Below are 21,785 nucleotides of genomic sequence, written 5' to 3' on the forward strand. Positions count from 1 at the left end.
TTTGCATAATCGAACGTGCAAGGGGACTTTTTATGAAAACACTAGTTAAGGGTTTGGTCGCACTGACAACGATTTCAGTTGGTTGGTTTTTAGGAATCGTAGTGGCTTTGCATGGTGGAAAACACTTGTTTTTGCAGGAGCTTGTGCTACTATTGGGCAAGTAGTTTATAATTTGTTACGTGGCATAGATAAAAGGTATTCCTCAAAATAGTTATGCGGCTGCTATGGGAACAGCATGTGTATTGGACAAGGCTGGTCATCCTCTCATCTCAAATCAGTGTTTTAACGATTACGAAACAGATTATATGCTGTTGCACATAACAAAAAAAGATAGGCGAGCTTATCTCATCTATCTTTTTTCATCTTGATCTTAATTTACCGTATGTTACTCAATATTACACACTTTTCCGTATTTAGTATGCTATTTTTAATGCCGGATATGTTTATTCACGCTTAAAACTTAGACAGTATTAGATTTTTACCTATATTATTTATCTCATCACCTAAATAAGTCGAAGATGAACTCATTTATTCGAGATGTGCCTAAGAGCAATAATTTTGTATGTGCCGAAAATTAATAAATTGCTATAATACGGCCAGTCCTTGAGCGCCTACCTGTGGTAGTTTTGTATCCTTATAGACCTGCAATAGAGATAAATGCCCATTCCTAGTTTCAAATACGCTTATTGAGCCTTCATTGCCATTTAGAACATAAAAATTTTGGCCCGATCTATCAATTGCGCTATCCAGTGGAGCGCCTGTTCCTTGCCGAGTACTTGGAATACTTCCATCAACAGTGAGACTTCCGTCATTACTAATTAAGTAATTTGTTATTGTCCCGCTGCCTGCGTTTGATGTATATGCGCGTTTTCCCTTTGAATCAACTGAAACCCAACAGGTCGCCTTTTGATGATTTAATACAGAACCACTGATAACAGTGAGAACTCCGTCTGCTGCAACATTATAAGATGACAAAGCATTGGGACCTGCTTCACTGACGAACAAAAGATTATTATTGAGGAAAGCAGAGCCAAAGGGGACTGTACCGATAGAACGGTATATTTTCAGACTCAATAATGTGCCATCACTTTGTACTTGATAGATGCTGAGAGCATTGGTTGTCTTTTCACTGACAACGAGCTTATGCCCCAAATTGCTGATAACAACACATGCGGGGCCAGCATTCGCTGCGCTCAGTGGCATAGTCCCACCACTTATCTGGCTTAGATGACCATCTGCGCTTACCTGAAAACCGGTTACATTGGAAGGGTGGGTAGCATCACCGGAATTGGTCACATAAAGAAAATTGTCAATTGCGGCAAGACTGTTTGGACGGATTCCCCCAGAATAGGCTACATCAACGAGCATAAGTCTGTCTTGTTGCACAAGGAAGCTGCTGATATTATTGCTACCTGCATTTACAGCAAATAAAAAGCGACCATCGCCTGATAGGATAACCGATCCTTGAGACCCTAAAGGATCTACAGTTGGTTCGCCAGTACCATTACCATGTGTCATATAGACTTCAGCATCGGATAGCATTCCCGTCATATCTCGCTTAATAGCAACAATGCTGTTATTTACTGCATTTGACATGGAAAATACCATTCCATCTCCACCTTTATATTATATTTATTAAAATGATTAACTATAGTCATATTATTCGATAGTGTCTAACCATGACACCCTAATACATTCTAAAAAATAAATTTTATGGATTCGCGGCAGAGGTTATTATATCGGAGATATATCAATAGCTGGCTTGGACGCTGATATACTCGTATACCTATGTAATATACATGAGCTTAGATAACTCTAATCAAACTTATGAAGAACAAAATGAGCATTAGCTGTAGTAGATTGATTTTCTATAATGTTAAAAAGGACTAGCCATGATGCTCAGCTGAACATCATGGCTAAAGAATTTGCATTAACTGCAGCCTGCAACTGACCGTCATCTACATGTGTATATATTTCTATTGCCTCAATGCTTTCATGGCCGAGAATTTTTCGCAGAGATCGGATATCGATCCGGCCACATTTATACATAAGTGTAGCCGTCATGTGATGCAATTTGTGCTGATAATCCCTCGGGGTTGATGACAGCGGCTACAGGGTAGGGCACAAATTAAAAAGACTATGATGACGCGGTTGCCCCGTACTGAGTAGCCCCTTTTTATAAGCCCTTCACATAGGCGATTATCGAATCTATGGTTCGCTTATCTTCAAAATTCACTTTTGAATTATAAGTATCGAGAAACTCTTTGTCATCAGCTTCTCGCTCAGATTCAGGCTTTCTTTGAATCATACCTTTCATCATAGCCATCATGACTTTATGGACAGGACCAAGTTTTTTGTAGTCTATCCCCCCGCGTAGATGAAAAAATTTCGTTTTTGCGAAAAGCTCCGGCGTAAAGTTTTTGTTTATGATTGCACTGTAGTCTGTTGAGTTGGGATCGGCTAATCCAACGGTAAATACAATATGGTTTTTACAGGGATTTTGAGTAACCAGTTTTACACCTGCGATACCACCTGCATCGTATTGACTTAGAATTTTTGGTTTAACCGTTTGAGCTGCAAATAAATCTGCATTCAGTGCCGAAGCAATCCATTCAGCATACTTGCGAGTTGAGCCGTACTTTGATGTGTACGCCACTAAAATCTTTTTAGGCATTCGCTGTCCCTCCGTTTATGTTATCTAAATTCTCAAATATTTTCATTAACGAACCGCTTAAATCAGTAATTTCATCCATGCTCATGCCAGAGAACATGCTGTCAATAAACTGCGTTGCAATTTGTTCATTATCTTTGTCCCACTGCTCGCATTGATCGCTTGCTGTTATCCGCATGGCTCTGCCGTCTTTCTCGTCGTTATGGACTGTCACAAAGCCTTTTTCGGCCAGCTTCACAACAAGTTGCTTTGTGTTTTGGTGAGAAGTATCGCAAGCTGCTGCAAGTTGTTTTAGCGTGGGTGGCTGCTCAAATAATCCCAATACCAAAATTACAAACCATTGCTTGGCAGTTAGGTCTTTCATCTGCGAATCCATTTTGCTTTGAAGACGATTAGCAACGCGAAACAGATACCCAAATACTATTAGTCTTTTATCCATCGTATCAAAATCGTACACCGGCGCCCCTCCATGATAAGTAATATATTCCCTATATAGGTATTATATTACCTATATGCAGCCTTTGTCAATAACTATATAGAAAAAAATAGAATTGACGCTTCCTAGGAGGAAAAGGCATACCGAAAGGGTTACAACTTTCAGTTCGAAGGCGATTTGAAAATTTTGCACCACCGCAAAAAGCTTGTCGTGCGTGCCGTGACCTGTACATTTATGCCCACACGCCCCGATTTAAAGGATGCAGTATACAGCTACGCAAAAGAAAACGGATGCGAAGGTATGGGCAGCCAATGGGTGGTAGATAGCCAGACCGAGGGAGGCCTTACCGGAAATTATTATCCAGCTTAAGGATAAAGATTTTAGTGGGAGAGATTATCTACTACGATAATTTCAATATAGACATACAGAGGAGGCAGCATAAACAATAATATGCGTATAAAAAGTAAAACGGCAAGGTGATGTTGTTTCCTCTACGTGGCGAAAATTTGGGATCAAACATGTTTACATTAACCTGTATAAACTATTTAAGGGAGATGAGATCAGCAGGTTACAGTGCTTGCTACAGTGGAAGAATTACTGCTGTAGATTTAAGCCAAGTGCTTAATAGCACATATTAGCTCTACAGCTGCTTTTGTGCCATTTATTCAAGTGGGGAAAGTTTTGGGTGTTTCGATTCTCGGCAAAATTGGTGATATATCCCGATTCCCAGAGCTGAAAAAGCTAGCTACCTTTGTTGGCATTGCCCCATCCATACACCAAGCTATTTATGCAATAACCATTTTGCAACACCTTTGATATGTAGCAAATATATTACGAGTGTACCCCTAAATCACATTCTTACACACCCGAAGATTCCGAAGCGGAAGTTTTGACTGCAACTTCTTTTATATGTGAAACAGCATGAAGTACAAATAAACAGCATATCTGCTGGTATTTCCTTTTATAAAACCTTCTTGTTTTGTAAGAAATGGATATATCGCGATCAAGTAGTCTATACAGTCTGGTGAATTTTCCTCTAAATTCGTTTTGTTGTTTTTTTGCACAGATTGCATCCACAATGAAAGAGATTGATATGCTATACTGATAACACTAAATCCAAATGTCGCGATATCGGGTTTTAAAGTTTCAAGGTGACGTTTTGAAAGGACCGCGCATTCTTTCAAGGCACCGCACATAACAGCGGAACAAACAAAAAGGCACCCAAATATAAGATAGGGGGTCATAACAATGATAACAAAAACTACTCCCAAGGTGATGAATCTCAAGCGAATTATCTATTTGATCCTGATTTTTGGCGGGTTTGCAATCATGCACAATTTTGTGCCCAGTGGGCTGGACCAGGCAAGCTGGGATGGATTTCTGGTTCTATTCGTAGCAGTTTTCCTTTGGCTGACCGAAGCCGTTCCGATGGCGGTTACCTCTGTGTTTGTGCTGTTTTTTGCGGCATGGATGGGGGTGGAGAGTCAGGAAAAGATTCTGTCCGGATTCTCCGGTACCGGTGTATTCTTCCTGCTAGCGGCTATGATTATCGGCCAGATTTTTACCAAAGCCGGGCTGGGCAAGCGTATTTCCCTCTACATACTGCCGCTACTGGGAAACAAAGCGAACATGGTACTGCTCAGCGTTATGCTGGGCACCTGTATCGTCTCAATGTTCTTGGCTGATATTCCGACCGCACTCATCTTTTTCGGCATCTGTGCACCCCTTTTGGAGCAAAACGGCTGCGTGCCGGGGCAATCCAAGTATGGGCGAGCATTGATGTTGGGGATTCCAATTGCATCCGCCCTGGGCGGAATTGGAACACCCGCCGGAAGCGGCATGAACGCAATCACCATGTCGCTGCTGAAAAGCATCTGCGGGGTGGAGATTACGTTTACCCAATGGTCGGTGGTCGGCGTTCCGGTAGCGATTGTAAGCACCGTTTTGGCATGGCTGTTTCTGACTGCGTTTTACAAATCAGAAATTGATGTAGTTAAGGGCTTGGATGCTCTGAAAGAGGACAGAAAAAGCATTGGCCCTATGCGTGGAAGAGAGCTGAAGTTCACGATTGTTTTTATCGTTATGGTGATTCTTTGGTTCATTCCAAAATACACTGGTATCAATATGTATATGACCGCGTGGGCGGGCATCTTTGTAATGTCTATGCCGGGAATGGATATGGTGGACTGGAAAGAGATTAACGGAAACATCGACTGGTCGACCGTTTTAATCTGCGGTGCGGCCACTGCACTCGCAGCCGTGGTCTCCAATCTGGGTTCGGGTGAATGGCTGAGCGGTATTCTGGCGAATCTGTTCCTATCCGAAGTGGCCGGAATGGGGCTGATGGTGCTGCTGCTGGTGATCAATATTATGATGGCGGTCGGACACTATCCCATGCCGCAGGGCGTCTCTCTGGTCGGACTCTGTCTGCCAGTGGTGGGGGCGCTGGCAATCGAGTTAGGGCTCAATCCCATTGTGGTTGCTATGCCGGTGTGTATGTCCACCAGCATGCTGATGCTGATCCCCATCGACCCCACCTGTTACACCACCTATTCGGGTGGTTACTGGAGGATTAAGGACATGATGGGAAGCGGCGTGATCATTACGGTTGGATATATTGTTGTCAGCACCCTGTGGATTACAATGGTTGCGGGAATGGGATTGCTTGGTTAATCGAAAACTACAAGACAAAGGTAAGGAGAATTGCTTTTTGCTGATGAAGAAAGGTATACTGTAGATACTTAATCTGGGCGAAACCAGTGTTCATATGAAAGAGGGGTATCTCAATGTATCAGATGGATAAAACAGATTACGAGATTTTAGAGATTTTGAAAGCGGACGGCAGAAGCTCCTATTCGGACATCGCCGAGCAGGTTCACCTGTCTCGGGTAGCTGTCCGGGAGCGGATCATCGGCATGAAGAAAAGCGGCATCATCCGCGGATTTACTGTTGTGATCGACGCCAAAGCATATCAGAAATTTGCATCCATCTTTTTGGATGTCGAGGTGGAGCCGAACAAGCTACACAGTGTTGCGAGACAACTGGTAGAAATGAAAGAAATCGCCATCGTTTCGCAGCATACCGGGCTGACCGGACTTCATGTACACGCTTACATCGACAGCATCGGAAATCTCTCTCAATATCTGGAGGAGAATATCTATTCCATCGACGGCGTCAAAAGTATTCAGTCACATATCCTCATCAGACAGTACAAAACCAATTCCTACCTTGCCAGATACAGTGACGGAGATTAGAAGTTGATCTCCTTGTAAGGAGGCAAATAAACAAATGTGGGAATTTAAGTTTTATTCCCGCGGGGGACAGGGCGCTGTCACCGCCGCGAAAATACTAATTAATGCCGCGATCTTGGAGGGGAAATTCGGACAGGCTATCCCCTCTTACGGGCAGGAAAGAAAGGGCGCGCCCGTCTATACTTACGCACGCATTGCGGATACCACGATCGACGTCAAATCTTATGTTTACCATCCGAATTGCGTGGTTTGCTTTGACCCCAGCTTGGGCGATCTGGGTATTAATGTCACCGAAGGGATTCGCCCGAATTCCGTTCTGGTGGCAAACTCCCCTGAAAAATGTCTGGAGCATGAGAACTTCTCCACCCTCGTATTCGTAGATGCGGATAAAATCACCCATGAGATGGTGGGCGAGGTTCCGCCGAATATGGCGATGTTGGGTGCTTTGGCTAAGGCCACGGGCTGTGTTTCCATTGAAAGCCTAACCAAAGCGATTCAAATGAGAATTCCAGGAAAGGCAGGGGAATTGAATGCAAGAACTTGTAAAGCAGCGTATGAAAATGCTTGAAAACCATCCCAAGTTGGTGGGTCCCTACTCTATTAAAATTTCCGATGTAAAAACCGGAACCTGGCGTTATCGCCGCCCTGTTATCCGGCAGGAAGGTTGCATTTTGTGCGGCATCTGTGCGGAATATTGCCCCTGCGGCGTTGTGGAAAAGCGGGATGGCAAAATGGTCATCGACTACACCTACTGTAAAGGTTGCGGCATCTGTACGGTGGAGTGTCCCAAGAAAACGATTGATTTTGTTCTTGAATCTGATTATAAGGAGGAGAAGAAGTAATGGGAACGATAAAAGCGCTTGACGGCAACGCCGCCATCGCCTATGGAGTTATGCGCTCTAAGGTGCAGTTGGTCGCCGCCTATCCCATCACCCCGCAGACCCCAATTGTAGAGACGATCTCCTCCCTGATTGATACCAAGCAGTACGACGCGACCTACATCAACGTGGAATCGGAACATTCGGCGCTCAGCGCTGTGATCGGTGCGGCTTCCACCGGTGTACGTACCTTTACCGCCAGCGCATCCCACGGCCTCGCGCTGATGCACGAGGTCACCGGCGTCACCTCTGCCTCTCGTTTGCCGGTGGTAATGGCGGTCGTCAGCCGCGCAATCCCCGGCCCGATGTGCCTGTGGTGCGACCATTCGGACATCATGACCCAGCGAGATCAAGGCTGGATTCAGCTGTTTGCCAAAAGCCCGCAGGAAGCGCTGGACTTTATAATGATCGCCTACCGCACCAGCGAGGACGAGCGCTCGCTGACCCCTACTATGGTAGATATTGACGGATTTTTCTGCTCTCACCTGACCGAACCGGTGGATGTGCCTGACCCGGAGGAAGCCGAGCGTTTTATTGGTACCTTCCAGCCAGTTAACTTACATCTAGACACCGATTATCCTTACGCGATGGATAACCTTACTTCTCCGGCTATCTTTACCGAACTGAAGCATTCGCAGGCGCAGGGGATGGAAGCCTCAGCTGCTGTGCTGGACGAACGGTTCGCGGAATTTGCACAGGTGTTCGGACGCAGCTACGGCCGCGTCATGTGCGATACCACACAAGATGCCGACACGGTAATCGTCTGTATGGGCTCGATGGCCGGAACCGTGCAGCATGTGGTGCGCGAGTTGCGTGCACAGGGCAAAAAGGTCGGCATAGTGCGTGTAGTAGCGTTTCGCCCGTTCCCCAAGGAGGAAATGGCAAACGCACTGAAAGGCATTAAAAATGTGGCGGTAATCGACCGTGTTTCCGCAATGGGCTCGTTTGGTCCGCTGTTTGAAGAGGTGCTGGCCTGCATGAAGATGAGCGGCAACAACGCCAACACCTATAATTTTGTCGCTGGATTAGGTGGACGCGATATCTGGGAGAAAACGGTAGAAGATGTATTTGCGAAGGCAGAAGAACTGTCGGCGCAGGGTGTGCCTTGTTGTAATCCCATCTGGATTGACTTAAAGGAAGAAGGTGCTGAGAATGCCTGAGCTGGATCTGTTAAGCAAAGGATTAACCACTTGTCAGGGGTGTCCGCTGGAACTGATCGGACGCGCGGCCATGGAGGTGCTGGGACCAAAAACCATCACCATGACGCCGCCCAGCTGTTCAGCAATTTTAACCGGAAGCGGCGATGAAACTGGATGGGGTATCCCTTCTGTTCAGACCGTTCTTATGAGTCTGCCCGCGTTTGCGTCGGGCGTATCAGAGGCGCTTAAAATTCAGGGTAAAAATGATGTTACTGTGATGGGGCTTGCCGGCGACGGAGGTACCTTCGACATTGGTCTGCAAGCGCTTTCCGGCGCTATTGAGCGCGGCCACAAGGCACTGTTTATCTGCTATAACAATGAGGCGTATATGAACACCGGAAACCAGCGTTCAAGCGCGACCACACTGGGTGCTGCGACAAAAACGACCCCCACCGGCAAAAAGGAAGTGGCCAAAGATATTGACTTTATGCTGCTGCACACGCCGCTGGCCTATCAGGCCACCGCTTCTGTCGCCAATATGAAAGATCTAAAGCGCAAGATCGCGAAAGCGGCCGCGAAGGACGGGCCAAGCTTTATACATATCATGACGCCTTGTCCGTCCGGCTGGAAATTCCCAACCGAGCAGGCGATTCAGGTCGCTAAGCTGGCAGTTAAATGCGGTATGTGGCTGCAGTTTGAGCGGGAAGACGGAAAGATTACCATCAATCAAAAACCGACCGACTGGGGTGCAGTCTCGACTTATATCGGAATGCAGAAAAGGTTTAACCGTATTAATCCCGAGACGATCGCGTCCATCACCGAAGCGGCGAAAAAACGATATGAAACTCTAATGAAACTGGGGGAGATTGAATGTCTTTAGATAGCTTTTATTATCCCAAAAGCATTGCAATTATTGGCGCGTCCAACAACATCTACAAAGCGGGCTGCCAGGTTGCTAACAATATGATTCGGCTGGGGTTTGAGGGAAAGGTGTTTTTCGTTAACCCCAAGGAGACCGAAATTTTAGGCCAACCCGTCTACAAATCGCTGCTAGACATTCCCGAGCCGGTGGAGCTGATCGAAATTTCCATTCCGGCCAAGGGTTGCGTGGAGATTTTTGAGCAGGCAGAAAAGCGCGGCGATGTCAAAGCTGCCATCGTCATGGCGTCCGGCTTTAGCGAGACAAAAATTCCGGAAAACATCGAAATGGAACGCAAGATGCTCGAGATCGCAAAACGCGCCGGTATTCGGGTGATCGGGCCCAACTGCGTCGGTGTAATGAACACCGAGAATCATCTTGACACCACCTTCGCGGCGGATATTGCGCAGCGTCCGGGTGGCATGAGTGTTATCTCACAAAGCGGCTCGGTCGGCGCTTCACTGCTCAGCTTTGTGTGCGACCAGCCGGTTCCAATGGGCTTTAACAAGTGGGGACATGTCGGCAACATGAGTGACGTTACCACCGAGGAGATTCTGCGTTATTACAAGGACGATCTGAGCACTGAGGTTATCGCTATGTATATGGAGGGAATGACCAACGCACGTGATTTTTTTGAAACTGCGAAGGATGTCGTGAAGAAAAAGCCGATGATCGTCCTCAAGGTGGGACGCAGCGATATTGGTGCGGTGGCGGCCGCTTCTCACACCGGCTCGCTGGCCGGTTCCGACAATATTTTTGATGGCACGTTTGAGCAAGTAGGCATCATCCGTGCAGATACAATCGAGGAGATGGTTGATACCTCAAAGGCATTTTCGATGGCACAGATGCCCAAGGGCAACCGAATCGCCATCCTGACCGAGGCGGGCGGCCCGGGTGTCATCTCGATGGATGTCATCGGCAATTCGGGCGGAATCGCGCAGCTGGCACACTTCTCCGAAGAAACCAAAGCGAAGCTGCGGGAGATCTTGCCGCCCATGGCACTAATCTCCCATCCCGACGGATATGTGGATATGACCGCCGGAGCGGACGGCCCGCAGCATGCGGATGCGCTTGAAGCAATTCTGCGAGACGAGAATGTTGACGCGGTGTTACTGTTCAGCGTGCCCCCCACCTTCCTAGTGCCCAATGAGATTGCGCGTGTGGTTTGTGAAAAGATGCCGATCGCCCGCGAGCTGGGCAAGCCCGTCTACTCCTGTTTCATGGCCGGGAACTGGGTCAGAGAAGCCTGCGGTATGCTGGAAAATGCGGGAATCCCGACCTTTGAGATGCCGCAGAGAGCGGCCAAGGCAATGGTAAATGTGATATCGCGCCTGAAATTTTTGCAGGAGCAGGAAACAGGAGGGCTGCAGAATGTCTAAGTTTCTGAATGAATACCAATCCAAAAAGAAGCTGCAGGCTTACGGCTTACCAACCGGAGATTTCACCCTTGCCACATCGCAGCAGCAGGCGGTGGAAGCCGCCGAGGGATACGGTTATCCCGTGGTCATGAAGATCGTCTCCGACCAGATCATCCATAAAACCGAAGCCAAGGGAATCAAACTGGGAATCATGAACGCCGATGAAGTAAAGGACGCTTATGACCAGCTTTTGGCCAATGCGAAAGCGTATAACGCCAATGCAGTGATTGATGGCATTCTAATCTCCCCCATGGTGCCAAACGGTACCGAATGCATCATCGGTGGTCTGCAGGATCGGCAGTTCGGCCCAGTGGTGATGTTTGGAATCGGCGGCGTGTTTGTCGAGATATTCAAAGACATCAAGTTCCGCATGGCGCCGATCGACGAGGCGGAAGCACTGCGTATGATTCGTTCAATCAAGGGATTTCCGATGCTTGACGGCGCAAGAGGCCGCACCCCGGTTAATCTGAAGGAATTATCTTCCATCGTATCTGCTGTTTCCCACTATCTGGCGGAGCACCCGGAGGTGCAGGAGCTGGATATTAACCCGATCATCTGTTATGAGGATCAGGTGCAGATTCTGGATGCTTCAATCGGGCTTACCGAATAACAATACAAACCAACCGGCCGGATCTGGCTGCGAGCCGCAACTGGCGACCCGCGGCAGGTACCGGCCGGTTTTATATTCAAAAAGGAGGCTGGCATCGGTGAAGCGTATTATTGTGGGAATTTCCGGCGCAAGTGGCGTATGGATTGGTTACCGTCTGCTGCAAATCCTTAGGACTTTCCCAAAAGTAGAAACGCATCTGGTCATGACCGACAGCGCGGTGTGCAACCTGAGGATAGAAACGGAGCTATCGGTTGATGATGTGACCTCTCTTGCGCATTACTCGTATGATCCGCAGAATATGGGCGCGCTGATTGCTAGCGGCTCCTTCATAACCGATGGAATGATCGTCGCACCGTGCAGCATGAAATCTCTGGCCGGGATTGCCTGCGGATACGCGGACAATCTGCTGCTGCGTGCGGCGGATGTATGTCTCAAGGAGAACCGGAGGGTTGTTCTGGTGCCGCGCGAGATGCCGCTGGGGAAGGTGCATCTGCGAAATTTGCTCACGGCAAACGAGCTGGGCTGTACGATCGTTCCCCCGATGCTTACCTTCTACAACACTCCGCAGACGCTAGAGGATCAGGTGGATCATGTGCTCGGCAAGGCGCTGCTGCAGTTCGGCCTGCATCCGCAGGGTTTTCAAGCATGGAAGGGAACCGTTTCAGCCGGAAAGGAAGGCGCATAATGAAATTTCTTTCGCACCACGTGGGAACAGGACGTTTTCAGATCTCTGGCCAGGCTGCCTTTATTGGGAATGATCTGCTTATGGCAATTTATGGGGGAGAGGCGCCGCATATCGGAGCGAGTGCGCTCGGCCTGCCTTCGGCTGTTAACGGGCTTGCAAGCGCAGGAACCCTGACCGCACCGGGACACCGGGATGATCTGCTTGCACGCAAATTTGCGATAGCGGCTGCGAAACAGCTGAACTGTGTCGTCTGTGTTACGATGGGAATCCATATCGACCAGCCGCGGAATGATGACCTGCTGTGGCTGCAAGAAAATGCACAAAAGGTTTTTGAAACGCTGCTTATCGGAATACAGGCAGACCAAGATAAGATGAAATGAGGAAGATACGATGGCAATGGATTTAAAAGCATGTCTTAATAAGCTCGAACAGGCGGGGCGGCTGGCGCATGTCATAACAGAGGTTGATCTCAAGCACGAGATGGCTGGTATCTGTGCCAAACTGGAAGGAAAACAGGTGCTCCAGTTCGATCGGCTGAAAGGCCAGAAATATCCTGTGGTGAGCGGGATGTGGTGGAACCGAGATAACCTCGCCGCCATTTTTGACACCACTGCGGAAAAGCTGCCGTTTCTGTTTTCAGACGCGGTAAAAAGCATGAGTTCCGCGCCGGTGGCACCTGTGGTGGTGGAAGACGCGCCCGCGCAGCAGGAACGGATGAAACAGCCCGATCTGACACAGCTGCCGATTCCCACGCTGGCGCTACTGGATGGCGGTCCCTATTTCTCCAACTGCATCATCATTGCGAAAGACCCGGATACCGGTGTGAGAAACACCTCGATTCACCGCCTCATGGTGACTGGAAAGGATCGGCTTGGTATCCTGATGGACACCGGGCGGCACCTGCGTAATTATTACGAACGGGCGCAGGAACGGGGAGAGGCTCTGGAAATTACCATCAACAATGGTGTACATCCGGCTTATTACGTGGCAGCAACCACGCCCAGCTCAGCCGCGCCGCTTGAGGTTGACGAGTTGGCAGTTGCTTCCCACCTTTTGGGAGAGCCGGCGCGCCTCTGCTGCAGCCACACGGTGGCGCCCGAGGGAATCGCAGATGCCCAGTTGATTATGGAAGGGGAAGTTCTGCCCCATATCCGCGAGCCGGAAGGACCGTTCGGCGAGGTGAGCGGGTACTATGCGTCGCAGGATGACCGGTGGGTGGTGAAGATTAAGGAGATCACCATGCAGAAAGATCCTGTGATCCATATGCTGCATCCCGGCAAAGAGGTCTGGAATTCAGTGGGACTTACTGCGGAGGCGGGTATTTTCCAATCGGTAGGCAAGCAGGTATCGGGGCTAAAAAAGGTGTATCTCAGCCATGGCGGTAGCCATTATCATGCCATCCTTCAGATGGATCCGCCACAGAACGGCATGGCCAAAAACGCTATTCTGGCTGCATTTGCAGCTTTTCCCGCTTTGCAGATGGTAACCGTCGTCAACAGTGATGTGAATCTTTATGACACCGAAGATGTGGAACGGGCGATGGTAACCCGCTGTGATCCCGCAAAGGATATTATCATCATTCCCAATGCGTTCGGCCACGAGTTGAACCCTGTTGTAAAGGATGGAATGGCTGCCAAGATGGGATTCGACTGCACCTGTCCGCTGCCGCGGGCGGAAAAATATACCCGCGTGGAATTTCAGAATGTGGATTTGAGCAATTATCAAATACAGTAACAGCTATTTTATAGCTCCTATGACTTAGATAAATGGCCAACGATTAGGAGAACGCATCCGGGGCGGTATCCTTCTGTGGATTGCTATTTTTACAGAACATTGAAGTGCAGGGATCAACAGAACCCGAAACCGTGATTCCGACAACACCGGAGAGGCAAACCATTAAAGCAGAAGCAGGCGGTACAAAATGTACCGCCTGTTCTTCTATTATTGGCGGGATTTATTCACCTTTGTACAAGACTTTTGAAACATCAATTGGCATATTCCTGTTCAATTTTTATCTATGGGTTCGTCTTCGCCAAGGCGGACTTCATCTTCTGCTGTGTCATAGCCGTCATCAGCCATAGCTGATTTGGCTGTATATAATTTTGACCACTTTAGCGGAGCTTTCATTTTTTTGTTATATGCAAGAAGCATTGATTCGGAATAACCAAGAGAACCTGCTTTTCTTTCCCTTGCTGTCCGCCCAATGTCTTTTGCGAAAAAAACACCGACTTTTTTCTTGAAAATATCGTCTTTAAGGAGGTCACCAAAAGCAACAATCAACTGAGCAATTCCTTTCAGCATATTTGAAGAAAGTGAATTGTAGTCACCTTCCCATGTTCCAATACAAAGACGCAGAGTACGGTCTAACACGTGGAATCCAAACTTTCGATAAATGTACTCCAAGCCGCACAAATACCTCCGGGAACTTTATTATTTGAAATAAATGAACCGTATGATTCTACCAGAGATTTGATGATAAGCTGGTCATCGTTGCCGGCTTCAACATTTGCCATGAAGATTTCATAGGGCAACAGCGGTTTTACATACTTTAACTGGTTCGCAAATATATCTGCCTCCTGGGTATATTCCAGATCATTATAAATCATACACCAAACCGGAATTTCGCGTGTTCCGGATACGATTGCAATAATTTCTATCGTATGCTGGCCATTAAAAACATAGTTAATGCCATTGCGGCGGCTGACTTTTACGGGGTTGATTTGATGTAAATCAAAGTTTTCAACTGCTTACGGCACGCATTATCAGTGACATCATTGAAATCGGACGCAGAACGGGTACGATTAATAGAGCTGATCCAGGATGGGATGGTTAATGTAAGGCTTGTACATATTTCATAACGGTTATGGCCATCCGGAATAGTGCTGTTCCAAACAAGCAGCGGGTCACGGCATCCATCGCGAATAATACTTTCTTCCAGGCACAGAAGTCCTTCCGTCGGCAGCGGCGGAATCAGTTGTTTGAAAAATGAGTCGATTTTTAATTTATATATACATTGTTCTCCCATGGTATTATGATTTAGCCCGATCGATCAGGACGGATTCGTCCATGTGAAACTGAGCTGCTCCTTCATTAGGAATTATTTCGCCATACAGGCGATATGATTGATTCTCCTGCCAACAGTTGCACAAATCACGCAGGTTTTTAACAAGAGACCGGCTGTACAGTTCAATTGATTTTTGATTCGATGGTGATGTCTGTGTAATTTTTTGAGCCCGTGTATCAGAGTTGTCACTGCGAAGAACCGCAAGTGTTCGTTCTTCTGGATTTACCAGCAGCAATACATGCTCAGGATCACCGATGGAATGCAGTGTGTTTTTATGTATCCTGCGGTATAAATATTTCCGTTTCCTTTATATCAAAGATTACGACCGTCTCATTGTCTTTACGTCGGTGGATGCCTCTCATACGATATTTACAGCCTGATTTCCAGCCGAAAAGATCATACAGTGTTTTTATATATGCCGCACAGCTGACGGGGCGGGAATAATATTGCCCTTCATTGAGATTCGCGCAGCGCACAGCATTTCTGGTTTCTTTTGTGCAAGGGCGGACTACGAGTAGATGATCGCCTGGATGAATAAGCATTTCTATGTACAGTGTCTTTTCGAATTTCCGGATGCATTCTGTACTGAATACAATACCGTCAGCAGAAAAAGTGACGCATAGTTTTCTTGCAGTGTCAAAGAATTGAGAACGTGCAATTTCAAATCCGCACAGATCAAAATCGCCGGACTGTACTTTAATCAGAAGCCCCTCTGCTGGCAGCTGATCTCTGTTTTCATAAACACTCTCAGATGCAGATATGTAGTCATTAGCAGAAAAGGCCGCCCATCGGGGATTTACGGATACAAAACCCTTTAAGGCACCTTCAGGGATGACTTTCAGTTCAGGAAGAATTCCCTTATTGCCGTAGCGAGCATTGCTGATTAGGCGCTGAACTGCGATGAAATCATCTCTGGAAATGATGGCTTCATGATAATTTTTCGTTTACGGTACTGATTTCTATCCTGCTTATTTTTCTTGGATTTATGGTCAAGGTAATTCGGCGTCCATGTTTTTCGTGCAAGGACATCGCCGCAATGCCGCTCGTTCTGCAGAACCTGCAGAATAGAGCCTGGCGACCATGATGAATAGTTTTTCTTGGTGAGGCGTCCAAGCTTGGTCAAGGTATCGGCGATTTGAGCGCATGTATATCCATAGAGGTACATGAAGAAGATTAAGCGTACTGTTTCGGCTTCGGCTTCGTTAATAATAAGATTTCCTTCTTCATCCTGATCATAGCCAAGCAGTGGAGGAGTCAGGAAGATGCCTCTGCGGAACCGCATATCGATAGAGGAATTCATAATTTCACTTTTATTATGTGATTCTTCCTGAGCCATTGTGGCCATAAAGGATAAAAGCATTTCACTGTCGCTGTTAAGGGTGTAGATATTTTCCGTCTCAAAGAAGACACCGACGGGCGGCTGCATGGCGGCCAACTGACGTACACAGCCAATGCAATCCAGTATATTTCGTGCAAAACGCGCTACTGTTTTCGTGACAATCAGATCTATTTTTCCATTTTGGCAATCGGTTATCATATTTACGAATGCGTCACGATGTTGGAGTGATGTGCCAGAGATACCCTCATCAGCATAAATATTGACTAGATTCCAGCCTGGATGACAGTTGACAACATATGTATAATGGTTTTTTTGAAGTTCATAGGAAGATGTCTGATGCGGATCATTCGTAGAGACTCGTGCATATATGGCCACTCTCTTTTCAGCTGTGTCCTCATAGAAATTATCTTTTGGTGCAGCTGGGATGATATCAAGTTCCTCCAGATCAATTCCTTTATATCGTGCACGTATTCGTGCTTTTTGGCTTTCACTGTCCGTTAGATGTGCTTCGTTTTCTCTCATTGCCTATCTCTCCTGTAAATATGGTATTTAAAAAATTATATAAGGTATAGGGCAAAAAGAAAATGAACCACAGGTCAACAGGTAGACCTGTGGTTCATTTTCAAAGCAAAATAATTCAATTATTATTAGATGTTAACCTTCTGGCAATACAAATCACCGGAGATATAGATGAAATGGCAGGCAATAGCCTATTATGTAAAATATGACAGTATTCTACATAATAGGAGGGTAATTTATGGCGTTAAATTTTATAATTATCGGCCAAAGGGTAAGGGAAATCCGTTTGCAAAAGCAAATCTCCCAGGCAGTTTTAGCAGAATGGATCGATATGTCGATGACATACATAAGTCATATCGAGACGGCTAAAAAGCACGCAAGTTTAGAAACACTGATAAGGATTGCGGATGCTCTTGGAATAACAGTAGATCAGCTGTTAAACGGTAATCAGGAAAACGATCCTGCAGAATATAAGACAGAACTGATACAGCTTGTAGAGGACTGTACCAGTTATGAAAAAAGAATGATTTACGAAATTGCCGTTGCAACTAAGATGAGCATTCGAAAGAATAAGTGCCTCCAGCATAAAGACAATTGGCTATAATTTTCTGCACACGCAACTCACTGATTCTATCACAAATAAATTTATTGTCCATATTGTCACCTCTATCTAATGATAATAGATAGTATCGTTAATAATAAAAGAATGTATTAGTCACAATCCTTCAAAATGTCAGTTGACAAATCGCCCATAGCTGCATATAATTTAATACAATCTCTTTGCACTGCATTACATTCCGATACGGGATGCAAGATCAACAGTACAAACTGAGCAGGCGATGCCCGAAAGGGCGTGGGGCCGGGCCGCTTTTGCAGGCGGCAGCAGATGGAGTATCGACACATCTGTGGGACAGTGGTATGTTCCGCAGGTGTGTTTTTTTATACCCTGACGGAGCAGCCGACTTTTGAAATGGAGTGCCATAGGAGAAATCAAGACACTGTCGCACTGCGCGGCAGGAAACGGAGGATTCTTTTATGACAAACACATCCACAAATCTGACCGGGCTGACCGCCGGGGAGGCTAAGCGCCTCCAAGAGCAGTACGGTCGAAATGAGCTGACGCCACAAAAAAAGGAGCGCTTTTTTAAAAAGGTACTCCATATTCTATGCGAGCCCATGTTTTTGCTGCTGCTGGTGGCGGCAACCATCTACTTCGTGCTGGGCGAGCCGCGGGATGGCCTTATCATGTTGGTTTTTGTGGTCGGCATCATCAGCATCGATGTCGTCCAGGAGTGGAAAACCGACAAGACCTTGAACGCTCTGAAAGATTTATCCGCGCCCCATATCACCGTGATCCGGGACGGCACAGAGCAGACCATTGCCAGCGCCGATCTCGTCCCCGGCGACCTGATGATGATCTGTGAGGGCGTGAAGATTCCCGCCGACGGCGTGGTAGCCAAGTGCGCCGACCTGTGTGTGGACGAAAGTTCCCTCACCGGCGAAGCCGAAGGCGTCTGGAAGGTGCCGGAAAAAAACGCCGAGCCGATGGGCGACTACTGGCGAAAGGACTACTGCTATGCTGGAACGCTGGTGACCCAGGGCACCGCTACCGTGCGGGTGGATAAAATCGGCGCGGCCACAGAATACGGCAAAATCGGCCAGAACGTAGCCGCCGCGCCCCAGGAAGAGACCCCCCTCCAGAAGCAGACCGGCAAGCTGGTCAAAACCTGCGCCATCATCGCGGGTGTACTGTTCGTGCTGGTGGGTGTATTCACTTGGATGGATATTCCCAACCATAATTTTATGGATCGGTTGGTGGAGAGTATCCTCTCCGGCGTGACGTTGGCCATGGCTATGATACCGGAGGAATTCCCCGTCATCCTTACGGTGTTCCTCTCTATGGGCGCGTGGCGGCTTGCCAAAAAGCACTCGCTGGTGCGCAATTTTCCCAGCGTGGAAACCTTGGGTGCGGTGAGCATCCTCTGCGTGGATAAGACCGGCACCATCACCATGAATCAGATGTCCGTCCAGGAGTTGTGGGTGGCCTCCGGTGACGAGCAGTCGATGGTGGAGACGATGGGCCTTGGTTGTGAAACCGATACCTATGACCCCATGGAAAAGGCGATGCTCTCCTGTTGCGAACGCCATGGTATCACGCACAGTCACCTTTTTGAGGAGAGTGGATTTCTGACGGAGTATGCATTTACCAACGAGCTGAAAATGATGGGCCACGTCTGGCATCACGACGGGGAAATTCTCATTGCGGCCAAGGGCAGCCCGGAACGTATCTTCACCGTATGTGAACTGACCGACGAACAACGTGCGAAAGCGGAGCACAAAAATTTGGAGCTCTCCGGGCAAGGATTGCGGGTGATCGCCGTCGCCGTGGCCAAGCCGAAGAGTGAAGCGGAGGTTCCGGCCTCCATTACAGATTGCCGTCTGACACTGCTGGGGCTTGTGGGTCTGGCGGATCCCCCGCGCGAGAGTGTGAAAGCTGATATTGCCGTCTGCAATCGGGCGGGCATCCGTGTGGTCATGATTACTGGCGACAACGGCATCACGGCGTCGGCAATAGCAAAGAAGATTGGCCTGCCCCACGGGGATGAAATTATTACCGGCGATATGCTGAATGCCATGAGCGACGAGGAACTGCGGGAGGCTGTCAAGCATGTTTTCATCTTCTCTCGTGTGGTACCAGAGCATAAAATGCGCATCGTCAAGGCATTTAAGGAAAACGGCGAAATCGTCGCCATGACCGGCGACGGAGTCAACGACGCGCCCGCCCTCAAATACGCCGACATTGGCATCGCCATGGGCAAGCGGGGCAGCGAGGTCAGCCGCGAAGCCGCCGACCTCATCCTGATGGATGATAACTTTACCACCATCGTGGAAACTGTCAAGGATGGTCGCCGTATTTACGATAATATCCGTAAGGCGGTGGGTTACGTTTTTACCATTCATATCCCTATCGCCTTGGCATCCCTGTTGGCTCCGTTCCTAGGCATCGCGCCCACCGCGCTGCTGCTCCTGCCGCTCCATGTGGTGCTGCTGGAGGTGCTGATTGACCCTACCTGTTCCATCGTGCTGGAGCGCCAGCCAGCCGAGAGTGACATCATGGAGCGCCACCCCCGTGACCCCAAGGAAAAGCTGCTCACCGCCGGGCTGCTGGGCAAGAGCGTTTTGCAGGGGCTGGCCGTGTTCGTGGCTTCCTTTGGGGCTTATTTCACGATGTTAGCGGGTAATCCCGCCAACGCATCTGTGGCCCGTTCTATGGGGCTTGCCGTTATTATGCTGGCAAACCTGTTTTTAGTGCAGGTCAATAGCTCCGACCATGACTTTGTCTTTCAGTCTGCCCGCCGCCTCGCCAAGGACGGTGTGATGTGGGCGGTCAACCTGGGTACACTGGCGCTGTTGGGGTTTATCCTCTACACGCCGCTGTCCGGTGTTTTGAAGCTGGTCGCGCTGCCCCTGCCCATACTATTGACGGCGCTGGGCCTCGCAGCGGTTTCGGTGCTTTGGTATGAGCTGGTGAAACTGGCGAAGAGGCTGAAGCACCGTGATGCCATAATGTAAAAACCGATAGAGAAAAAGCGACGAATCTGTGAGCAGGAACACTCACTCCGATTCGTCGCTTTTTCTTTGATCGGTGATACCTTGACAAGCACACAATAATGAAGTATATTAGTAACATCTTAAATGCTTTATTGTTGGAGGTATCTATGAAAGCAATATTTAGAGTTGCACAAGTCGGCAGAGAATGCGTGGCCTGCGGGTGCTGCGTATCAGTCTGCCCAAAAGCAGCAATCCGAATAGAATCAGGCGTGATCGCCCGTATTGATGCCAAAACGTGTATTGGCTGCGGTAAATGTGCCAAGGTATGTCCCGCCGCTGTGATCACAGTCGTGGAACGGAGGGCGGCGGTATGAAAAAACGCTGGTACGACTATCTTTGGATCGCCGAGCTGCTCTATTTGACGCTTGGTCTCTGCAATATCCTTTTCGCATGGATGGGGATGCTGTTTTTTGTGATTCCTCTGTTGGTGGCTGTCATCGGTGGCAGCAAGGCGTACTGCAACCGCTATTGCGGACGCGGGCAACTGTTCGGTGTGCTGGGCGGCAAACTAAAGCTATCCCGCAACGTACCGCCCCCAAAATTTCTGCGCAGCCGCTGGTTCCGCTATGGCTTTATGACTTTTTTCATGGCTATGTTCGGCCTAATGCTGTTCAGTACTTATCAAGTTTTTACCGGAGCACCGCTGCGGCAGACGGTAACGCTTCTGTGGATGTTTAAGCTGCCCTGGCAATGGGCTGAGGTTGGCATGGTCGCCCCTTGGATTGCACAGTTTGCTTTCGGCTTTTTCGGCGTGATGCTGACATCCACTGTGCTGGGCCTTGCCACGATGGTGCTGTTCCGTCCCCGGTCGTGGTGCGTTTACTGCCCGATGGGAACGATGACACAGGGGATTTGTAAACTCAAACAAGGAAAGGAGTGCGTCGGCTGTGGAAGAACAGGCAAAGAAGATAGCAGGATTGCTTAAAATGTTAGCCAACGAACACCGGCTGCTCATCCTGTGCGCCTTGATTCAGAGGCCGCTTACCGTGGGGGAAATCCATAAATTCACTCCGAATATCACGGCCTCTGCATTATCTCAGCATTTGAACCAGCTAAAAATAGCGGGAATTCTGGATTCCGAGAAGCAGGGCATGAACGTGGTTTACCAAATTCTGGATGAGCGCGTGGTAGCCTTGATTGGAGCTATTAAGGAACACTATTGCGGTGAATGAAAGTAAGAATCCACAAAATCACTAATGTCCCGCTATCTGATTGACCTTGAAAAATGTATCATCTGTGGAAAG

At 48.2% G+C, this 21,785-nt stretch carries 26 protein-coding genes and 1 riboswitch; of the genes, 19 read left to right on the top strand and 7 right to left on the bottom strand.

Features of this window, described 5'->3' with window-relative positions:
* Positions 1 to 32 precede the first annotated feature (32 nt).
* On the top strand, positions 33 to 164 hold the full coding sequence (locus RTV33_RS02205; RefSeq protein ID WP_312641094.1) for a hypothetical protein: 132 nt from the start codon (positions 33 to 35) through the stop codon (positions 162 to 164).
* A gap of 421 nt (positions 165 to 585) precedes the next feature.
* Here RTV33_RS02205 and RTV33_RS02210 read toward each other — a convergent pair whose 3' ends face one another.
* The 4 genes from RTV33_RS02210 to RTV33_RS02225 all read right to left on the bottom strand — a co-directional run bounded on the left by RTV33_RS02210 (position 586) and on the right by RTV33_RS02225 (position 3,128).
* Entirely contained in the window at positions 586 to 1,608 is a 1,023-nt protein-coding gene (locus RTV33_RS02210; RefSeq protein WP_312641096.1) for a beta-propeller fold lactonase family protein, read from the bottom strand.
* A gap of 291 nt (positions 1,609 to 1,899) precedes the next feature.
* Positions 1,900 to 2,064: a hypothetical protein gene (locus RTV33_RS02215; protein WP_312641098.1), complete on the bottom strand. Its 165-nt coding sequence runs from the start codon at positions 2,062 to 2,064 to the stop codon at positions 1,900 to 1,902.
* A gap of 112 nt (positions 2,065 to 2,176) precedes the next feature.
* The gene (locus RTV33_RS02220) at positions 2,177 to 2,674 is read right to left on the bottom strand and encodes a flavodoxin domain-containing protein (protein WP_312641100.1); all 498 of its coding nucleotides are present in this window, start codon (positions 2,672 to 2,674) and stop codon (positions 2,177 to 2,179) included.
* A complete protein-coding gene (locus tag RTV33_RS02225; RefSeq protein ID WP_312641102.1) occupies positions 2,667 to 3,128 on the bottom strand; it encodes a MarR family transcriptional regulator in 462 nt (153 codons plus the stop codon). The genes RTV33_RS02220 and RTV33_RS02225 overlap by 8 nt, the downstream gene beginning before the upstream one ends.
* Positions 3,129 to 3,284: 156 nt before the next feature.
* Here RTV33_RS02225 and RTV33_RS02230 point away from each other — a divergent pair, with 156 nt between their 5' ends.
* From RTV33_RS02230 to RTV33_RS02285, 13 genes are all read left to right on the top strand, one after another.
* Positions 3,285 to 3,476, top strand: a complete 192-nt coding sequence (locus tag RTV33_RS02230; RefSeq protein ID WP_312641104.1) for a hypothetical protein — start codon at positions 3,285 to 3,287, stop codon at positions 3,474 to 3,476.
* A gap of 300 nt (positions 3,477 to 3,776) precedes the next feature.
* On the top strand, positions 3,777 to 3,923 hold the full coding sequence (locus tag RTV33_RS15630; protein WP_396327209.1) for a transposase: 147 nt from the start codon (positions 3,777 to 3,779) through the stop codon (positions 3,921 to 3,923).
* Positions 3,924 to 4,355: 432 nt separating this feature from the next.
* Complete coding sequence (locus tag RTV33_RS02235; RefSeq protein ID WP_312641106.1) at positions 4,356 to 5,780, top strand: DASS family sodium-coupled anion symporter; 1,425 nt, start codon at positions 4,356 to 4,358, stop codon at positions 5,778 to 5,780.
* A gap of 113 nt (positions 5,781 to 5,893) precedes the next feature.
* Positions 5,894 to 6,361 carry an Lrp/AsnC family transcriptional regulator gene (locus RTV33_RS02240; protein WP_312641108.1) on the top strand — a complete coding sequence of 156 codons (468 nt, stop codon included), beginning with the start codon at positions 5,894 to 5,896 and terminating at the stop codon, positions 6,359 to 6,361.
* 34 nt (positions 6,362 to 6,395) lie between these two features.
* A complete protein-coding gene (locus RTV33_RS02245; RefSeq protein WP_312641110.1) occupies positions 6,396 to 6,926 on the top strand; it encodes a 2-oxoacid:acceptor oxidoreductase family protein in 531 nt (176 codons plus the stop codon).
* Positions 6,889 to 7,200 (top strand): 4Fe-4S binding protein, encoded by a 312-nt coding sequence (locus RTV33_RS02250; protein ID WP_312641112.1) that lies wholly within the window; start codon positions 6,889 to 6,891, stop codon positions 7,198 to 7,200. Before RTV33_RS02245 ends, RTV33_RS02250 begins: the two co-directional genes overlap by 38 nt.
* Positions 7,200 to 8,396, top strand: a complete 1,197-nt coding sequence (locus RTV33_RS02255; protein WP_312641114.1) for a transketolase C-terminal domain-containing protein — start codon at positions 7,200 to 7,202, stop codon at positions 8,394 to 8,396. The genes RTV33_RS02250 and RTV33_RS02255 overlap by 1 nt, the downstream gene beginning before the upstream one ends.
* Positions 8,397 to 8,466: 70 nt before the next feature.
* Positions 8,467 to 9,255 carry a thiamine pyrophosphate-dependent enzyme gene (locus tag RTV33_RS02260; protein WP_312641117.1) on the top strand — a complete coding sequence of 263 codons (789 nt, stop codon included), beginning with the start codon at positions 8,467 to 8,469 and terminating at the stop codon, positions 9,253 to 9,255.
* Positions 9,246 to 10,673, top strand: coding sequence for a CoA-binding protein (locus RTV33_RS02265; RefSeq protein WP_312641118.1), 1,428 nt, complete (start codon positions 9,246 to 9,248; stop codon positions 10,671 to 10,673). The genes RTV33_RS02260 and RTV33_RS02265 overlap by 10 nt, the downstream gene beginning before the upstream one ends.
* Positions 10,666 to 11,322, top strand: coding sequence for an acetate--CoA ligase family protein (locus tag RTV33_RS02270; protein ID WP_312641120.1), 657 nt, complete (start codon positions 10,666 to 10,668; stop codon positions 11,320 to 11,322). The genes RTV33_RS02265 and RTV33_RS02270 overlap by 8 nt, the downstream gene beginning before the upstream one ends.
* Before the next feature lie 97 nt (positions 11,323 to 11,419).
* Entirely contained in the window at positions 11,420 to 12,007 is a 588-nt protein-coding gene (locus RTV33_RS02275; protein ID WP_312641122.1) for a UbiX family flavin prenyltransferase, read from the top strand.
* Positions 12,007 to 12,387: a hypothetical protein gene (locus RTV33_RS02280; RefSeq protein ID WP_312641124.1), complete on the top strand. Its 381-nt coding sequence runs from the start codon at positions 12,007 to 12,009 to the stop codon at positions 12,385 to 12,387. Before RTV33_RS02275 ends, RTV33_RS02280 begins: the two co-directional genes overlap by 1 nt.
* A gap of 10 nt (positions 12,388 to 12,397) precedes the next feature.
* A complete protein-coding gene (locus tag RTV33_RS02285; protein ID WP_312641126.1) occupies positions 12,398 to 13,741 on the top strand; it encodes a UbiD family decarboxylase in 1,344 nt (447 codons plus the stop codon).
* Between the two features lie 270 nt (positions 13,742 to 14,011).
* On the opposite strand, the gene RTV33_RS15635 is transcribed toward RTV33_RS02285, so the two are convergent.
* From RTV33_RS15635 to RTV33_RS02295, 3 genes are all read right to left on the bottom strand, one after another.
* Complete coding sequence (locus RTV33_RS15635; protein ID WP_396327204.1) at positions 14,012 to 14,410, bottom strand: hypothetical protein; 399 nt, start codon at positions 14,408 to 14,410, stop codon at positions 14,012 to 14,014.
* On the bottom strand, positions 14,371 to 14,727 hold the full coding sequence (locus RTV33_RS15640; RefSeq protein ID WP_396327210.1) for a DUF6551 family protein: 357 nt from the start codon (positions 14,725 to 14,727) through the stop codon (positions 14,371 to 14,373). Before RTV33_RS15640 ends, RTV33_RS15635 begins: the two co-directional genes overlap by 40 nt.
* A 1,227-nt stretch (positions 14,728 to 15,954) precedes the next feature.
* Positions 15,955 to 16,932 carry a recombinase family protein gene (locus RTV33_RS02295; protein ID WP_312641128.1) on the bottom strand — a complete coding sequence of 326 codons (978 nt, stop codon included), beginning with the start codon at positions 16,930 to 16,932 and terminating at the stop codon, positions 15,955 to 15,957.
* Positions 16,933 to 17,167: 235 nt separating this feature from the next.
* Here RTV33_RS02295 and RTV33_RS02300 point away from each other — a divergent pair, with 235 nt between their 5' ends.
* The 5 genes from RTV33_RS02300 to RTV33_RS02320 all read left to right on the top strand — a co-directional run bounded on the left by RTV33_RS02300 (position 17,168) and on the right by RTV33_RS02320 (position 21,713).
* Positions 17,168 to 17,533: a helix-turn-helix transcriptional regulator gene (locus RTV33_RS02300; protein ID WP_312641130.1), complete on the top strand. Its 366-nt coding sequence runs from the start codon at positions 17,168 to 17,170 to the stop codon at positions 17,531 to 17,533.
* A 214-nt stretch (positions 17,534 to 17,747) separates the two neighbouring features.
* Positions 17,748 to 17,845: riboswitch (NiCo riboswitch) on the top strand.
* A 119-nt stretch (positions 17,846 to 17,964) separates the two neighbouring features.
* Positions 17,965 to 20,502, top strand: coding sequence for a cation-translocating P-type ATPase (locus tag RTV33_RS02305; protein ID WP_312641132.1), 2,538 nt, complete (start codon positions 17,965 to 17,967; stop codon positions 20,500 to 20,502).
* A gap of 146 nt (positions 20,503 to 20,648) precedes the next feature.
* Positions 20,649 to 20,855 (top strand): 4Fe-4S dicluster domain-containing protein, encoded by a 207-nt coding sequence (locus tag RTV33_RS02310; RefSeq protein ID WP_312641133.1) that lies wholly within the window; start codon positions 20,649 to 20,651, stop codon positions 20,853 to 20,855.
* Complete coding sequence (locus RTV33_RS02315) at positions 20,852 to 21,466, top strand: 4Fe-4S binding protein (RefSeq protein WP_312641134.1); 615 nt, start codon at positions 20,852 to 20,854, stop codon at positions 21,464 to 21,466. Before RTV33_RS02310 ends, RTV33_RS02315 begins: the two co-directional genes overlap by 4 nt.
* Before the next feature lies 1 nt (position 21,467).
* Positions 21,468 to 21,713: an ArsR/SmtB family transcription factor gene (locus RTV33_RS02320; RefSeq protein WP_396327205.1), complete on the top strand. Its 246-nt coding sequence runs from the start codon at positions 21,468 to 21,470 to the stop codon at positions 21,711 to 21,713.
* The last annotated feature ends 72 nt before the right edge of the window (positions 21,714 to 21,785 follow it).

Origin of the sequence: Hydrogenoanaerobacterium sp., from assembly GCF_032017025.1 — a bacterium.
Taxonomy (GTDB): domain Bacteria; phylum Bacillota; class Clostridia; order Oscillospirales; family Ruminococcaceae; genus Hydrogenoanaerobacterium.

Excerpts from the sequence above, each read along its gene's own strand:
- RTV33_RS02250 (WP_312641112.1), top strand. The coding sequence starts at position 6,889 with ATGCAAGAACTTGTAAAGCAGCGTATGAAAATGCTTGAAAACCATCCC.
- RTV33_RS02265 (WP_312641118.1), top strand. The coding sequence starts at position 9,246 with ATGTCTTTAGATAGCTTTTATTATCCCAAAAGCATTGCAATTATTGGC.
- RTV33_RS02280 (WP_312641124.1), top strand. The coding sequence starts at position 12,007 with ATGAAATTTCTTTCGCACCACGTGGGAACAGGACGTTTTCAGATCTCT.
- RTV33_RS02305 (WP_312641132.1), top strand. The coding sequence starts at position 17,965 with ATGACAAACACATCCACAAATCTGACCGGGCTGACCGCCGGGGAGGCT.
- RTV33_RS02215 (WP_312641098.1), bottom strand. The coding sequence starts at position 2,064 with ATGACGGCTACACTTATGTATAAATGTGGCCGGATCGATATCCGATCT.
- RTV33_RS02255 (WP_312641114.1), top strand. The coding sequence starts at position 7,200 with ATGGGAACGATAAAAGCGCTTGACGGCAACGCCGCCATCGCCTATGGA.
- RTV33_RS02240 (WP_312641108.1), top strand. The coding sequence starts at position 5,894 with ATGTATCAGATGGATAAAACAGATTACGAGATTTTAGAGATTTTGAAA.
- RTV33_RS02300 (WP_312641130.1), top strand. The coding sequence starts at position 17,168 with ATGGCGTTAAATTTTATAATTATCGGCCAAAGGGTAAGGGAAATCCGT.
- RTV33_RS02270 (WP_312641120.1), top strand. The coding sequence starts at position 10,666 with ATGTCTAAGTTTCTGAATGAATACCAATCCAAAAAGAAGCTGCAGGCT.
- RTV33_RS02220 (WP_312641100.1), bottom strand. The coding sequence starts at position 2,674 with ATGCCTAAAAAGATTTTAGTGGCGTACACATCAAAGTACGGCTCAACT.
- RTV33_RS02295 (WP_312641128.1), bottom strand. The coding sequence starts at position 16,932 with ATGAGAGAAAACGAAGCACATCTAACGGACAGTGAAAGCCAAAAAGCA.
- RTV33_RS02210 (WP_312641096.1), bottom strand. The coding sequence starts at position 1,608 with ATGGTATTTTCCATGTCAAATGCAGTAAATAACAGCATTGTTGCTATT.
- RTV33_RS02245 (WP_312641110.1), top strand. The coding sequence starts at position 6,396 with ATGTGGGAATTTAAGTTTTATTCCCGCGGGGGACAGGGCGCTGTCACC.
- RTV33_RS02320 (WP_396327205.1), top strand. The coding sequence starts at position 21,468 with ATGTTAGCCAACGAACACCGGCTGCTCATCCTGTGCGCCTTGATTCAG.
- RTV33_RS02260 (WP_312641117.1), top strand. The coding sequence starts at position 8,467 with ATGGAGGTGCTGGGACCAAAAACCATCACCATGACGCCGCCCAGCTGT.
- RTV33_RS02235 (WP_312641106.1), top strand. The coding sequence starts at position 4,356 with ATGATAACAAAAACTACTCCCAAGGTGATGAATCTCAAGCGAATTATC.
- RTV33_RS02205 (WP_312641094.1), top strand. The coding sequence starts at position 33 with ATGAAAACACTAGTTAAGGGTTTGGTCGCACTGACAACGATTTCAGTT.
- RTV33_RS02315 (WP_312641134.1), top strand. The coding sequence starts at position 20,852 with ATGAAAAAACGCTGGTACGACTATCTTTGGATCGCCGAGCTGCTCTAT.
- RTV33_RS02310 (WP_312641133.1), top strand. The coding sequence starts at position 20,649 with ATGAAAGCAATATTTAGAGTTGCACAAGTCGGCAGAGAATGCGTGGCC.
- RTV33_RS02285 (WP_312641126.1), top strand. The coding sequence starts at position 12,398 with ATGGCAATGGATTTAAAAGCATGTCTTAATAAGCTCGAACAGGCGGGG.